Origin of the sequence: Sphingobacterium sp. GVS05A (assembly GCF_019969845.1) — a bacterium.
Classification (GTDB): domain Bacteria; phylum Bacteroidota; class Bacteroidia; order Sphingobacteriales; family Sphingobacteriaceae; genus Sphingobacterium.
In genome coordinates, this window is sequence record NZ_JAHXYR010000001.1 from 461049 (window position 1) to 475814 (window position 14766).

A 14766-nucleotide genomic window follows, 5' to 3' on the forward strand; every position below is an offset into this window, starting at 1 on the left:
CTTGACCTTATGCGGATACTCATTTTAGGATGTGGATGGCTGGCAGAATCGTTTGCCATGGATATGAAACATCAGGGACATGAGGTCTGGGCAAGTGCAACACAATATGAAAAATACCATCGGCTTAAAACTGATGGTATTTTTTCGTTTATTGCTGACTTTGATAAGGGTAGTGTGTTGCCTGATGTACTTCTTCCGGGCCAGTTCGACTTTGTGTTAAATAGTATTCCTGCCAGCCAAAAAAATAGTCTTTCTGATTTAGAAACTCGTTTTTTGAATATTAAGGGATTTCTTGAAAACATCCAATGGACCAAACAGGTATTTTTAAGTTCCGTTGGAATTTATCCTGATAAAGATGTTGTCTATAGTGAATTGGATTCAGCTGGAATTGAATTTTCCGAAAAACTTCTTTTGGCTGAGCAGCTGATGTTACAGCTGCCCAATACTTATGTATATCGACTTGGGGGCTTATTTGGTAAAAATCGCATTTTTGCTAAATACTTTGCCAATCGTATCTGTACAACGGGTGAACAGCCGGCCAATTTTGTCCATCTCGATGATGTTGTGCAGTTGATTATGTTGGCTTCTGTTAGGGATCTAAGACATCGTGTTTACAATGTTGTGGCACCCATGCACCCTAAGAAAAAGGATGTGATCCTGGCCTCTGCACAAAAGTATGGTTTCGATCTGCCATTGCAATTTGAACATGGGGATCATTTTCAAAAAGTAGTCTGTGGGAGCCTGCTTCAAAAGGAGTTGGATTACCATTATATTTGGCCCAATCCCTTGGAATTTTGAATTTGTTGAAATCCAAAAACTTTATCTTTCTAGAATAAAGTATAATTTGCTTTATAGAGAGTATAAATAATTAAATAATTTCATTATTTTAACGTCAGTTCTGCTAGGGAAAATTTGTATAGAATATCTAAAGCTAAAATCTAGCATTGGTTTTAGTTGATATTTTACATTTTCTAATGTATCCGTATGGATAAACAACTGGTAGATTTAATATTTTAGCGCATATAAAAGAGCCATGACAAACGTAGAGCGACATCAATATATTTTAAAACAATTAAAAGAAGTAGGTATAGTCCAAGTGATTGACCTATGTGAGGAACTGGGTGTATCTTCTGTTACCATCCGAAAGGATCTTACACTTTTGGAGGAGAGTGGTCTGCTTTTTCGAACCCATGGTGGAGCGACACAATACAATCCGTATACGACGGATCGCACAGTCTTTGAAAAAGAGAAACTTCGTTCGGATGATAAAAGTAGAATCGGGAAGAAGGCTGCTGAGATGATTGAGGAAAATGATTCGATTATTATTGCTTCCGGAACAACAATGCAATCGTTGGCAAGGCAGATTGTACCTAAGGGAAATATCACTGTGGTCACTTCAGCGCTGAATGTTGCCATGGAGCTAATTAAATACCCATCAGTGGAAATTATGCAGATGGGAGGTACATTACGAAAAACTTCTACTTCAGTCACTGGAAAATATGCTGAAAATTTACTGCATGATTTTTATTGTAGTAAATTGTTTTTAGGGGTGGATGGAATAGATCTGGAGTATGGTGTGTCAACATCTAGCGCGCAAGAAGCTCAATTGAATCGCATCATGATCGATACAGCCCAAAAGGTCGTTGTACTCGCTGATTCGTCCAAATTTGGAAGACGTAGTTTTGGGCGAATTTGTGGCTTCGAAAAAATTGATATTTTGATTACAGATGATAAAGTGAGTGCCGGATTTGTGGAATCATTAGAGAAGTCCGGTGTGCATGTCGTGGTTGTCTAGTTTCCAATTTTGGTCGCTCCGTGTTGTTGCGATAAGTTAATGTGGAGCGGTTGTCGTGAGTAAACAGCAAACTTTGTTATAGAAAGATCTAATTTCATAGTGCTTGTGAGCAGATACTATAAACAGAAAGGCTTCTTAATCCATTAAGAAGCCTTTCTGTTTATAGTATAATTTATCTTTAGCTGAGTGCGGGCTCTTGCTGACTCAAGCAATGAAAACTACCCAGCCCCCAGATAATGTCTACGGAGTTAATTCCGATAACTTTTCGTGTCGGAAAACATTCCTGAATAATATCCAATGCTCTTTGGTCATTAGCGTCATTGAAAACTGGAACAACGACAACATCATTTGCAATATAAAAATTTGCGTATGATGCCGGAAGTCTGGTGTCCTCGTAGATCACTGGTGCCGGCATCGGTAGCTCGACGATATTAAGCGATTCTCCGTTTAATAATCTGAAGGAACGAAGTGTTTCAAGATTTTCCTGGAGGATGGCATAATTTTCATCTTCCGGATTTTCTTCGATAACAGTTAAAACGGTGTTTTCATTCACAAAACGTGTGATGTCGTCAATATGGCCATCTGTGTCGTCTCCAATGATTCCGTCGCCTAGCCATAATACTTGATCTTGTCCATAGAATTCTTTGAGGTAAGTCTCAATCTGTTCTTTCGTATACTCAGGGTTTCGGTTTTCATTGAGCAAACATGCAGTTGTTGTCATCACAGTTCCGGCTCCGTTGAATTCGACAGAACCACCCTCCATAACGATATTCGGTGTGAACAAAGGAAGATTGAACTCTTTAGCTATTCGTGTAGGAACGACATCATCCAGATCGAAAGGTGGATACTTGCCACCCCAGGCATTATAGCCCCAGTCAACAACTGCTTTTGTGCCCGAATTTTGATTGATCAGGAAAGCGGGACCATGATCTCTACACCAAGCGTCATTGGTTGGATTGAAATAAAATTCAATATTGCTTAAATCAGCGGTTACTTTTTTCAATTCTACGATGGCAAATGCCTTCATATCTTCGTCTGCAACATTAATTCTGACTTTCTGTCCAACAGCAACAGCTTTAATGAACTCGCAATAGGGCTGGTATATGGTGTCAATTTTTCCAGGCCAAGATTCCTCCTTATGAGGCCAGCTCAACCACAACGCGTCTTGTTTTGCCCATTCTGCGGGAAACGAAAAGCCTTGTTTTTTTGGAGAGTTGTCAAAATATGCCTGTGTGAAAGTGTTTTCTTGTTCCATGCTTTAAAATGTAAAAAGCCATTTTAATCTGTTCTTCTTTTGATGAATTACAAAATTAAAATGGCCAATATGATTTGATATTAGTCTTCGTCAATAAAACGTTTGGTGATTGGAGAATATGTTTCAATTCTGCGATCCCTTAGGAATGGCCAGTGTTTTCTGAAATAATCAGATTCAGCTAGATCTAGTTCAACTACTTCAATTTCTTCTTTATCATGAGAAGCGAGGTATAACAGTTTACCTTGTCCATTTGCAACAAAGCTACCGCCCCAGAATTTCATGGCGCCATCTTGCTCAAATCCGACACGGTTGACAGATACAACTGGTACACCATTCGCTACAGCATGAGAACGCTGAATGGTTTGCCAAGCATTGTATTGATCTTTGTTGGTCTCTTCGTTCTGATCTGTAGCCCAGCCAATCGCAGTTGGATAAAATAAAATTTCGGCACCCATTAATGCAGTGATCCTTGATGCTTCTGGATACCATTGGTCCCAACAGATTAAGATACCTATTCTACCAAATTTTGTTTTGAAAACTTTATAACCTAGATCACCCGGTGTGAAATAGAATTTCTCATAAAATGCTGGATCATCTGGGATGTGCATTTTACGGTATTTGCCTAAATAGGAGCCATCAGCATCTAATATGGCAGTCGTATTATGATAAAGACCTTCAGCTCTTTTTTCAAATAATGAAGCGATAATAACGACTCCTGCTTCTTTCGCAACAGCAGATAGGGCATCAGTAGATGGGCCAGGGATAGATTCAGCTAGTGCGAAATTGTCATAATCTTCTACATCGCAGAAATATAAAGAGGTAAAGAGTTCTTGCAGACACACAATTTGCGCACCTTTTGCAGCGGCTTCTTTTACTTTAGCGATTGCTTTTTCGAGATTCTCTTGTTTGTTTGCGGTACAGCTCATCTGTACAACTCCAACTTTTACTTTGCTCATTCCTTCATGCTTATTTAATTCGAGCACAAAGATACTATTCTTAATTTAGATTTGATTGTTGAGAAAAACAAAAAGAGCTCTTAGAGCTCTTTTCGTAATCTTGCAACAGGTATGTTTAATGCTTCCCGGTATTTAGCTACCGTTCGGCGAGCAATATTGTAACCTTTTTCTTTGAGAATCTCGGTCAATTTCTCATCGGCAAGTGGTTTGCGCTTATTTTCTTTTGCAATGCACTCTTCAAGTATTTTCTTGACCTCTTTATTCGAAACTTCCTCCCCAGAGTCTGTTTGGATTGCCTCGGAGAAAAATGATTTTAATAGAAATGTCCCAAATTCTGTTTGTACATATTTAGAATTTGCCACACGGGAAACGGTTGAGATATCCATGTCGATCTTATCTGCGATATCCTTTAAGATCATGGGTTTCAATTTACGGTCATCTCCGGTAAGAAAATAATCGTATTGGTATTCCATGATGGCATTCATTGTCTTGAGCAGTGTCTGTTGGCGTTGTTTGATTGCGTCAATAAACCATTTTGCAGAATCGAGCTTTTGTTTGACAAACTGTACCGCTTCCTTCATTTTCTTGTCCTTTTGATCGGACTTTTCGTAATGTTCAAACATGTGCTGATAATCCCTGCTTATGCGGAGTTCTGGTGCATTACGTCCATTCAGAGTTAAATGCAGGATGCTATCATTGTTGCTGATATGAAAGTCTGGGATGATATGGAGTTGTTTTCCAGCTACTGCCCCCGAGTCACCTGGTTTGGGGTTGAGCTTTAAGATTTCATTGACGACATTTTTCAAGTCCTCAGAAGATACGCCTAACGATTTCTCTAGTTTGTCATAGTGCTTTTTAGTGAACTCGTCCAAATAATTGGAGACGACTTTAATAGCAAGTTTAATGGTTGGATTGTTCGTGTCTTTTTTTTGTAATTGTATCAAAAGACATTCTTGTAAATCTCTGGCACCAATTCCTGCAGGCTCAAAATCTTGAATCACTTTTAGCATTTCTAAAACTTCATGTTCTTCGGTCATTACATTTTGACCGAAGGCCAGGTCATCTACCAGATTGATGATCGGACGTCGTAGGTAACCGTCGTCGTCAAGGCTTCCGATAATTTGTTGGCCGATTAAAAAGTGCTTGTCATCCAAAGCAAGGAGGTCTAATTGTTGTTGCAGTTGTTCATAGAATGAATGCTGAATGGCAACGGGCATTTCTTTTCTTTCATCGTCGTCATCACCGTAATCATATCCATTTCCATAATCTTTGTAGTCGTCTTCTTGTATATAGTCCTCCAAACTGAAATCATCTGAATCGAATCCTTCTTCGTTATCGAAGTTGTCATCCGGATCTTTATCTGGATATTCTTCTATTGGATCGGTCATATTAGTCAAGCTACCATCTTCTAACGCGGGGTTTTCTTCTAATTCTTCTTTTATTCTGGCATCTAATGAAACTGTTGGTACCTGCAACAATTTAATAAATTGAATTTGTTGTGGAGACAGTTTTTGTAATAGCTTTTGTTGTAATGTCTGTTTTAACATGCTAATAGTTGACTAGTTTACATCTAAATTTAAACAAATATCATTATTATTTTAAAATAAAATAGATAATAAATCAAAAGTAGGTATAATATTTGCGGAACCCAGCGACTAACTTATTGATCTAAACAACGTCCTTCTTCATTTTTTTTGTTGTTTTAATTCCATAAATTGGAAATAGCAAGTCTTGTACGGGGTGTTTTTGCCTATTGTGCCTGCTCAAATACATGCTGGTTTTTTATTGTTAAAAAATGTAAATAGTTGGTTAGGGACATTTATTTAGTTGTATATTTAGCCCCTGAAACAGATATAAACGCATATTGGGTGGGGGGTAAAACCTTTTGATGATTCAATATGTTGAATATAAGATAAATTTCCATTTATGTTTAGACGTATTAAGAATCGGATTCTTCGTTATCTCGTTATTGCAATATATTTCGTTATAGTTTTGGTTTGTGCTATACAACTTAATTTTTTGTGGCTTTTTGGCTACTCGCCTACAAAAAAAGATATCATTATGCCAAGTGTCAATATTTCGACAGAGCTATATACTGCCGATAGTGTATTGATAGGACGATATTTTGACGAGGATAGAAATCCAATCCCTTTTGACAGTATTCCTAAAACTGTTATCAATGCACTGATAGCAACTGAGGATGTGCGTTTCTATAAGCATAATGGTGTTGACTTTCTGGGGCTTGGTTCAGGAATTGTCTCAACATTAAAGGGAGATAAACGTGGCGCGAGTACGATAACGCAACAGCTTGCTAAGAATCTTTACCGTACCCGTTATAATAAGGCGGGGGGACTATTGACACGTTTGCCTGTTGCAGGCTTGGTCATTACCAAATTTAAAGAGTGGATGACCGCTTATAAGCTGGAGCAACGGTATACGAAGAACCAAATTTTAGAAATGTACCTCAATACAGTTTCTTTTAGTAATAATGCATATGGTATAGAAACCGCTGCAAAACGTTATTTTTCGAAAGGTGCAAATCAATTGAATCAAAATGAAGCGGCTGTATTGATTGGTATGTTAAAGGGAACGACCTTATATAATCCGATCAGAAATCCGGAAAAGGCATTTGACCGCAAAAATACGGTATTGAGCCAAATGTATAAGGGTGGCTTTCTGAAAAAAGAAGAGTATGATGCATTGGTTAAAGAGAAAATAATTTTGAATACCAATAATCAAGATGTGAATGCTGGAGGGGATTCATACCTACGTACGGCAGTAGCTAAATGGTTGGAAAAATGGTCTGAAGAGAATAATTACGATATCTATACCGATGGGTTGAAGATTTATACAACCATCAACTCCAAGCTTCAGAAGCACGCTGAAGAGGCTGTAGCAAAACAGATGACGGAATTACAACAACGTTTAAACAATACTTGGGATGGCCAGGAACCGTGGCGGGATCTTTCTGGAAAAGTGATCCCAAACTTTTTGGAGAATCTAGCTAAGAAAACACCTTATTATGCGTTTTTGAGTAAAAAATATGCCAATACTCCAGATAGTATCAATTTCTTTTTGAATAAGAAGAAAAAAATGGAAGTCTACAATTGGAAGGATAAGGGTAAGATTGAAAAGGACATGTCTACGATGGACTCCCTGAAATATTATGCCATGATGTTGAATGCCGGGATGATGTCTATGGATCCTTATTCAGGTGAAATTAAAGCTTGGGTAGGTGGGATAGATCATCAATATTTTAAATATGATCACGTGATGCAGGCGAAACGACAAGCGGGTTCAACATTTAAACCTTTTGTTTATCTGGCAGCCTTAGAGTCTGGGATGTCGCCTTGCGATAAGATTACGGATAAACCTGTTACAATAAAGATTGATAAGGGGGATTCTGTTGAAGTATGGGAACCTAAAAATGCGGATTGGAATTTTTCTTATCGGGAGATGTCTTTGCGCCATGCTATGGCTAGATCCATCAATTCGGTTACTGTTCAGTTGACGGATATGGTGACACCTGCAAAAGTAGTGGATGCTGCTCAACGTTGTGGTATTACAAGTAAGCTAAATCCTGTAGCCTCTGTTGGATTGGGGCCTAATGATGTTTCGGTATTTGAGATGGTCAACGGTTACTCGACGATGATGAACCATGGTGAGCGGGTAACACCGATACTGGTTTCTAAAATTGAAGACCACGATGGAAATGTGATTGCTACTTTTCAGGCGGAACGCAAACAGGTGGTCGATAAGCAGGACGCTTGGTTAATGACCTACATGTTGAGAGGTGGGATGGAAGAGCCAAGAGGTACATCGCAGGGTTTGTGGGAGTGGGATCTTTTTGATAAAGAAAATGAAATTGGCGGGAAGACTGGAACTTCTTCGGAATATGTTGATGGTTGGTATATGGGTGTGACCAAGGATTTGGTCACTGGAATCTGGGTTGGTTGTGATGAAAGAAGTATACACTTCAAGAATTCGCATACCGGCGAAGGTTCACGGACGGCTTTGCCTATATTTGGTGTATTTTTAGAATCTGTTTATAAGGATAAGCAACTGGGCTATACGCAGGGCAAATTCCCTGAATCTACGGTTGAAATTACGAAATCCTATAAATGTGAGACACCGCGTTATAGTGAGCCGGAACCGGAACAAAGTGATTCAACAAATGTTGAGGAACAGACGGACGAGGGGTTTATTGGACCTGAAGAAGAGTCTACGGAGGGTGCTACCGAGCAAAATAACAATGGTGGTAGTGTCGGTGAAAACACAGGGGCGTTGGAGAATACCTCATCAACCTCAATTTAGTAAAAGCGTTTATCCTCTTTTGGATCTATAACAGCATAACAAATAACAAGCTGCCTAATGAAAATTGGGCGGCTTTTTTTTTCTATTATCTATTGTTAGGCCGCGTAATTGGTGTTTCCCTTTGGATAAGCATGGTGCTGCTGCGGGTAGAGGTTATTCCAATTCGGATTATTCTTGCGAATAACTCGTTCTATTTGCATACGTGTGAAATTTTGCAATTCGTTCATTCTCTTTTTTGCACAGGCTAATTTTGAAAAAGCTTCAGAATAGATGATTCTGTTTAAATGCGGACCCTGTTGAAGAATAAAGCTATTGGCTTGTTGAAGCTCCATTACAGTGCTAAACATATTGGATGTGAAGTCGATTTCGAAGTATCTTCTGTTGTTATCTGTTAATATATATACAATAAAATTGCTCATAATGCTAAATTATTTGGATGTTTGAATTTTATTTACTAATTTTATTGGCACAATATTACTAATAAATTTAGTTTTTGCAAAATATTTTTTTGAAAAAATAATATGTCAAATATTTCGTCCAACTTGAAATTCCTTCGAAAAGGAAAGAAAATTACACAGCAGCAATTTGCTGATATCATGGAGATTAAACGCGCTTCTGTAGGTGCTTATGAGGAAGATAGAGCGGAGCCTAAATATGAATTGCTAAAAAAAATTGCCGAGTTTTATGGGTTAACCATGGATGAATTGGCGAATGATGTGATTGATGAGAAGTGGAAGCCGGTACCTAAAAGCAATGCATCTAATCTCAGGGTATTGAGTGTGACTGTTGACGGCAATGACCGCGAAAACATTGAGCTCGTACCGGTTAAAGCAAGCGCGGGTTACCTGAATGGCTATGGTGATCCGGAGTATGTTGCTGAGCTTCCTAAGTTTTCATTACCCATGTTTGGACAGGGGACTTTTCGGGCTTTTGAAATTAAGGGTGATTCGATGTTGCCTTTACCTTCAGGGTCCATTATTGTGGCGGAATATGTCGAAAATTGGCACGATATAAAGCCGGGACATACCTATGTTGTTGTATCTCGGGAGGAGGGAGTTGTCTATAAGCGTATCGCATTTAAATTTAAAGAGGATAAAGGTTTAAAGCTTGTTTCTGATAATAAAACCTACGAACCATACTGGGTTGAGACCCCTGATATTTTAGAGGTTTGGCGGGCGAAAGCTTTTATTAGTACTCAACTGCCGGAGCCGACTCCTGAGCCAACGATGGAAACATTAACCAGTATGATGGCACAGATGCAAAAAACAATTAATGCAGTTGTTGATAATTCAAAATAATAGAAAAAATACTTCCATTGCTGTTGGGGTATTTGTTTTTTATTTTATAAAATACTATATTTGCATATCTGAAAGGAAGGGGGCTCGTATTGCCCCCTTTTTTTAATACAATTAATTTAGCATTCTAGGCAGTAGAACAATGCAAGATGTAGAAAAAAGAGTCATTGAACTCATAGAGGAAAAAATAGCAGATCGCGAGGATTTGTTTATTGTTAGTGTAAAGATGCGTCCAAATAAGATTTTGGAGATCCTCTTAGACGGGGATAACGGTGTTAATATTGATGATTGTGCGCAAGTGAGCCGCCATGTCGGTTTTCATTTGGAGGAGGAAAATGTCGTTGATAACGCCTATCGTTTGGAGGTTTCGTCTCCAGGTATCGATTCAAATTTTGTTAATAATCGGCAATATCAAAAAAATATAGGCCGTACTGTACAGGTCAAGTTGGATGATAATACAAAAATCGAAGGGACCTTATTGATGGTGGATGAGACAAAGATTAGCATTCTTCAAAAAGTAAAAGAAATAGGTAAAAAAGCGCAAGAGGTGGAAAAAGAACTTCCTTTTGATCAAATAAAAGCAACAAAAGTGGTAATTTCATTTTAAAAATAATGAGTAACAGCAACATCAATCTGATAGACTCTTTTCAGGAGTTTAAGGAGTTTAAGAATATCGATAGACCTACGGTCATTACAGTATTGGAAGAGGTTTTTCGTAGTATGATCCGTCGTCGTTTCGGTACGGATGAAAATGTGGATGTTATCGTGAATCCAGATAACGGGGATTTGGAGATTTGGAGAACGCGTGTCGTTGTTGAAGATGAATTTTCTGAGGATGATGATCTTGAAATCGAGTTGGCGGAAGCAAGAAAACATGATGAGGACCTTGAAGTGGGTGATGATTTTATCGAACAGATCACTTTGGAAAGCTTTGGGCGTCGTGCTATTTTAGCGGCTCGTCAAACACTTGTTTCTAAGGTATTAGAACTTGAGAAAGACGAAGTCTTTAAGAAATATAAAGATAGAGAAGGAGAGTTGGTTATTGGTGAGGTTTATCAGATCTGGAAGAAAGAGATCTTGGTGTTGGATGAAGACGGTAATGAATTGATTTTGCCTAAATCGGAACAAATCCCTGCTGATTATTTCAAAAAAGGTGATGGTATTCGCGCGGTGGTTCATAAAGTAGATATGATGAACAACAATCCGAAAATCATTATCTCACGTACTGCACCGGCGTTTTTACAACGTTTGTTTGAACTTGAGGTTCCTGAGATCTTTGATGGTCTGATTACGATCAAGAAAATTGTCCGTGAACCAGGAGAGCGTGCTAAAGTGGCCGTGGAGTCTTATGATGACCGTATCGATCCAGTTGGAGCGTGTGTGGGTATGAAAGGATCACGTATTCACGGTATCGTTCGTGAATTGCGTAATGAGAATATTGATGTTATCAATTTCACTACAAACCATTCCTTATATATTGCCCGTGCTTTGAGCCCTGCTCGGATCAGTTCAATTAAGATTGATGAGGAAAATAAAACTGCTGCTGTATACTTGAAATCAGATCAGGTTTCGTTAGCAATTGGTCGTGGTGGACATAATATTAAATTGGCTGGTAAATTGACCGGTTATGAGATCGATGTTTATCGTGAGAATGATGAATTTGATGAGGATGTGGATATCGAAGAATTCAGCGATGAAATTGAAAGCTGGGTTATTGATGAATTGAAGCGTGTAGGTTTGGATTCTGCAAAATCTGTTTTATCACTCAGTGAGGAAGAGCTCGTTAGACGTACCGATTTAGAAGAAGATACCATTCGTGATATCCTACGTATATTGCAAGCTGAATTTGAATAAAATTCAGCTTGTTAATTTTTTTCTATCTAACATTCGGAATAAATTGTTTATGGATGGAAAAAAACATATTTTTGTAATTATATTAAAATAGTTTATATTATAGATGACTGAAGGAAAAGGAACAAACTTGCTTAAAGCAGCAAAGGAACTCAACATCGGGATACATACTGCCGTGGAATGTTTAGTGAAAAAAGGATATGATGTAGAAGCAAAGCCTAACACTAAATTAAGCGGAGAGATGTATGGTGTGCTGTTAAAAGAGTTTCAGGGAGACAAATCACTGAAAGATGAAGCTAAACAAATTGTTATTGGCAAAATTCGTCGTGAGGAGTCGCCGTCCACTTCTCCTAAAGAATCGTCTAGAAATGAGGATTTTGAAGAACATGATGAACCAAAAGAAATCTTGGTTAAGAATACTGTAGAAATCCCATCTGTCAAAGAAGTCACTCCTGCCAAGCCTGAGGAACCTGCTCATCAAGGTGGTATGAAAGTGGTTGGCAAAATTGATCTTGATGCCCTGAATAGAGGTGGTAACAAGCCTAAAAAAGAGGAGCCTTCCAAGGAGGAACCTAAAGTTACGCATGATACACCTGTAGAGACTAAGGTCGTAGAGAAAGTAATAGAGCAGAAAGAAGCCGAAGTCAAAACTCCGGTCATCGAAGCGAAAAAAGAAGAACCAAAGGTTATAGAGCAAAAAGCCGAAGTCGTGGCACCTCGGGTAGAAGCTCCCAAACCTGAAGTAGATAAAACTGAAGTAAAAGCAACTCCGGTTGTAGAGACAAAAACCGAACCTGTGAAGGTAGAAGAAAAGAAAAAAGACGAAACAGCACCTAAAGCTGCTGTACCAGTAACTCCAAAAGTGGAGCCTGTGAAAAAAGAAGGAGATGATATTATTTCTGCTCGTGCAGAAAGATTGACTGGTCCTAAAGTAATTGGTAAGATTGAATTGCCTTCTGCTAGACCGTCGCACAAACCTGTGGCATCATCTTCAAATGCTGGAAACAATAATGAAAAACGTAAGCGTAAGCGCACGAATCCAAATGGTCCAGTAAATCCGAATGCGGGACAAGGTCAGGGTCATAACAACCAGAACCGTGGTCCTCGCGATGGGAATAATAACCACAACCGTGACCAACAAGGGAACAGAGGTGGCAATCAAGGAAACAACACCAATCCGAACAACCGTCCGGGACAAAACAACCAGCATCCAGGCAGACCAGGGCAAGGTGGAAACAACCAGCACCAAGGTAGACCAGGACAAGGTGGAGCAAGACCGCAACATGGTCGTTTTGACAATAGAGGAAAAGGAAGACCTGTTGAGAATAAAGAAGAACCTTCTGAAAAGGAAATCCAAGATCAAATCAAAGCAACACTTGCTCGTTTAAGTGGAGCTGGTAAATCCGGTAAGTTTGCACAACGTGCGAAGTTGAGACGTCAGAAACGTGATGATGTCGCTCAACATGCGGAAGAAGCTGCAATGGAGCAAGAATTGATGGCGAAGGTATTGCGTGTCACAGAATTTGTTACAGCAAATGAGCTCGCAAATTTGATGGACGTTCAAGTCACACAGATTATCGCAACTTGTATGAGTTTAGGTATGTTTGTGTCTATCAACCAACGTCTAGATGCGGAAACTTTGACTATCGTAGCAGATGAGTTTGGCTATCAAGTTGAATTTATTAAACCTGAAGATGAGGAAACTGCGGAACTAGAGGAAGCAGATACTGAAGCGAATTTGGTGCCTAGAGCTCCAATCGTAACAGTAATGGGACACGTTGACCACGGTAAAACATCTTTGTTAGATTATATCCGTAAAGCAAACGTTACTTCTGGTGAGGCGGGTGGTATCACACAGCATATTGGTGCATACGCAGTGAAATTGGATGATGACCGTAAAATTACATTTTTGGATACACCTGGTCACGAAGCCTTTACGGCGATGCGTGCACGTGGTGCCAAAGTAACAGATATCGTTATTATCGTTGTTGCGGCGGACGACGCAGTTATGCCGCAAACGAAAGAGGCGATCAATCACGCACAAGCAGCAGGTGTACCAATCGTATTTGCATTTACGAAGGTTGATAAACCTGGTGCAAATCCTGATCGTATCCGTGAGCAGCTTTCTGCAATGAATATCTTAGTTGAAGATTGGGGCGGTAAGTTCCAAGCGCAAGAGATTTCTGCGAAAACCGGGGAAAATGTTGATCTTCTTTTAGAAAAAGTTCTTTTGGAAGCTGAAATGTTGGATTTGAAAGCTGATCCGAAAAAACGTGCTGTTGGTTCAGTGATCGAGGCAGCGTTGGACAAAGGCCGTGGTATTGTAACTACAGTATTGATTCAAGGAGGTACTCTCCGTGTCGGAGATGCAATTTTGGCAGGTTCGCATTCTGGTAAGGTGAAAGCGCTAACCAATGAAAGAGGTGAACGTGTTAAAGAAGCGGGACCTTCTGTACCTGTACAGATTTTAGGTATGGCTGGAGCACCTACAGCTGGGGATAAGCTTTATGTTCTTGAAAGCGAATCTGAGGCTAGAACGGTAGCAAACAAACGCCTTCAGTTACAACGTGAACAAGGTATGCGTGCAACGAAACATATTACCTTGGATGAGATCGGTCGTCGTTTGGCTATCGGTAACTTTAAGGAACTTAATATTATCGTGAAAGGTGATGTGGATGGTTCTATCGAAGCATTATCAGATTCATTGTTGAAATTGTCAACAGATGAGATCCAAGTAAATATTATCCATAAATCAGTAGGTGCGATCTCTGAATCAGATGTATTATTGGCATCTGCTTCTGACGCGATCATCATTGGTTTCCAAGTACGTCCAACACAAAATGCACGTAAATTGGCTGAGAATGAGCAAATCGACGTTCGTCTATATTCTATCATCTATGATGCTATTGAAGAGATTAAATCTGCGATGGAAGGTATGTTGGCTCCGAAATTTGAAGAGAAAATTGTTGCTGAGGTTGAAATCAGAGAAACATTTAAAATCTCTAAAGTGGGTACCATTGCGGGATGTATGGTTAGAGAAGGTAAAATCAATAGAAATAATGATATCCGCATAATCAGAGAAGGTGTAGTTATCCATACAGGTAGATTGGCTTCCCTGAAACGTTTTAAAGACGACGTGAAAGAAGTTGCACAAGGTTACGAGTGTGGTCTGAACATTGACCGTTTCAACGACATCCAGGTAGGTGATATCGTAGAGGCTTACGAGCAAGTAGAAGTAAAACGTAAATTGTAATATTCCGATTTACGACATAATAAAAAAAAGCGCTGATGAAAATCAAC

Annotated in this window: 11 protein-coding genes; 7 read left to right on the top strand and 4 right to left on the bottom strand. The window is 39.2% G+C overall.

All coding sequences use genetic code 11. The features are described 5' to 3' along the window. The first annotated feature begins 9 nt into the window (after nucleotides 1–9). Both LC454_RS01930 and agaR read left to right on the top strand, forming a co-directional pair. On the top strand, nucleotides 10–798 hold the full coding sequence (locus LC454_RS01930) for a GDP-L-fucose synthase (RefSeq protein WP_223578656.1): 789 nt from the start codon (nucleotides 10–12) through the stop codon (nucleotides 796–798). 235 nt (nucleotides 799–1033) lie between these two features. Beyond that, nucleotides 1034–1795 carry a transcriptional repressor AgaR gene (gene agaR / locus LC454_RS01935; protein WP_120258429.1) on the top strand — a complete coding sequence of 254 codons (762 nt, stop codon included), beginning with the start codon at nucleotides 1034–1036 and terminating at the stop codon, nucleotides 1793–1795. Nucleotides 1796–1973: 178 nt separating this feature from the next. Here agaR and LC454_RS01940 read toward each other — a convergent pair whose 3' ends face one another. The 3 genes from LC454_RS01940 to rpoN all read right to left on the bottom strand — a co-directional run bounded on the left by LC454_RS01940 (nucleotide 1974) and on the right by rpoN (nucleotide 5553). Beyond that, the gene (locus tag LC454_RS01940; RefSeq protein ID WP_223578658.1) at nucleotides 1974–3050 is read right to left on the bottom strand and encodes an agmatine/peptidylarginine deiminase; all 1077 of its coding nucleotides are present in this window, start codon (nucleotides 3048–3050) and stop codon (nucleotides 1974–1976) included. Nucleotides 3051–3130: 80 nt separating this feature from the next. Beyond that, complete coding sequence (locus LC454_RS01945; protein WP_223578660.1) at nucleotides 3131–4006, bottom strand: carbon-nitrogen hydrolase; 876 nt, start codon at nucleotides 4004–4006, stop codon at nucleotides 3131–3133. 80 nt (nucleotides 4007–4086) lie between these two features. Further along, complete coding sequence (gene rpoN / locus LC454_RS01950) at nucleotides 4087–5553, bottom strand: RNA polymerase factor sigma-54 (protein ID WP_223578662.1); 1467 nt, start codon at nucleotides 5551–5553, stop codon at nucleotides 4087–4089. 514 nt (nucleotides 5554–6067) lie between these two features. Between rpoN and LC454_RS01955 the strand changes: the two genes are divergently transcribed. Then, nucleotides 6068–8320, top strand: coding sequence for a penicillin-binding protein 1A (locus LC454_RS01955; protein ID WP_317196234.1), 2253 nt, complete (start codon nucleotides 6068–6070; stop codon nucleotides 8318–8320). A 95-nt stretch (nucleotides 8321–8415) separates the two neighbouring features. Here LC454_RS01955 and LC454_RS01960 read toward each other — a convergent pair whose 3' ends face one another. Continuing rightward, nucleotides 8416–8739: a hypothetical protein gene (locus tag LC454_RS01960; RefSeq protein WP_223578666.1), complete on the bottom strand. Its 324-nt coding sequence runs from the start codon at nucleotides 8737–8739 to the stop codon at nucleotides 8416–8418. Nucleotides 8740–8841: 102 nt separating this feature from the next. Between LC454_RS01960 and LC454_RS01965 the strand changes: the two genes are divergently transcribed. The 4 genes from LC454_RS01965 (at nucleotide 8842) to infB (ending at nucleotide 14719) form a co-directional block, all read left to right on the top strand. Then, nucleotides 8842–9618 (top strand): XRE family transcriptional regulator, encoded by a 777-nt coding sequence (locus LC454_RS01965; RefSeq protein ID WP_120258423.1) that lies wholly within the window; start codon nucleotides 8842–8844, stop codon nucleotides 9616–9618. A gap of 139 nt (nucleotides 9619–9757) precedes the next feature. Next, on the top strand, nucleotides 9758–10222 hold the full coding sequence (gene rimP / locus LC454_RS01970) for a ribosome assembly cofactor RimP (protein WP_223578668.1): 465 nt from the start codon (nucleotides 9758–9760) through the stop codon (nucleotides 10220–10222). Between the two features lie 5 nt (nucleotides 10223–10227). After that, the gene (nusA, locus tag LC454_RS01975; RefSeq protein WP_120258421.1) at nucleotides 10228–11469 is read left to right on the top strand and encodes a transcription termination factor NusA; all 1242 of its coding nucleotides are present in this window, start codon (nucleotides 10228–10230) and stop codon (nucleotides 11467–11469) included. A gap of 103 nt (nucleotides 11470–11572) precedes the next feature. Then, nucleotides 11573–14719, top strand: coding sequence for a translation initiation factor IF-2 (gene infB, locus LC454_RS01980; protein ID WP_223578670.1), 3147 nt, complete (start codon nucleotides 11573–11575; stop codon nucleotides 14717–14719). Nucleotides 14720–14766 lie beyond the last annotated feature (47 nt).

Coding starts and splice junctions, on each gene's coding strand:
- LC454_RS01930 (WP_223578656.1), top strand. CDS start 10: ATGCGGATACTCATTTTAGGATGTGGATGGCTGGCAGAATCGTTTGCC.
- agaR (WP_120258429.1), top strand. CDS start 1,034: ATGACAAACGTAGAGCGACATCAATATATTTTAAAACAATTAAAAGAA.
- LC454_RS01940 (WP_223578658.1), bottom strand. CDS start 3,050: ATGGAACAAGAAAACACTTTCACACAGGCATATTTTGACAACTCTCCA.
- LC454_RS01945 (WP_223578660.1), bottom strand. CDS start 4,006: ATGAGCAAAGTAAAAGTTGGAGTTGTACAGATGAGCTGTACCGCAAAC.
- rpoN (WP_223578662.1), bottom strand. CDS start 5,553: ATGTTAAAACAGACATTACAACAAAAGCTATTACAAAAACTGTCTCCA.
- LC454_RS01955 (WP_317196234.1), top strand. CDS start 6,068: ATGCCAAGTGTCAATATTTCGACAGAGCTATATACTGCCGATAGTGTA.
- LC454_RS01960 (WP_223578666.1), bottom strand. CDS start 8,739: ATGAGCAATTTTATTGTATATATATTAACAGATAACAACAGAAGATAC.
- LC454_RS01965 (WP_120258423.1), top strand. CDS start 8,842: ATGTCAAATATTTCGTCCAACTTGAAATTCCTTCGAAAAGGAAAGAAA.
- rimP (WP_223578668.1), top strand. CDS start 9,758: ATGCAAGATGTAGAAAAAAGAGTCATTGAACTCATAGAGGAAAAAATA.
- nusA (WP_120258421.1), top strand. CDS start 10,228: ATGAGTAACAGCAACATCAATCTGATAGACTCTTTTCAGGAGTTTAAG.
- infB (WP_223578670.1), top strand. CDS start 11,573: ATGACTGAAGGAAAAGGAACAAACTTGCTTAAAGCAGCAAAGGAACTC.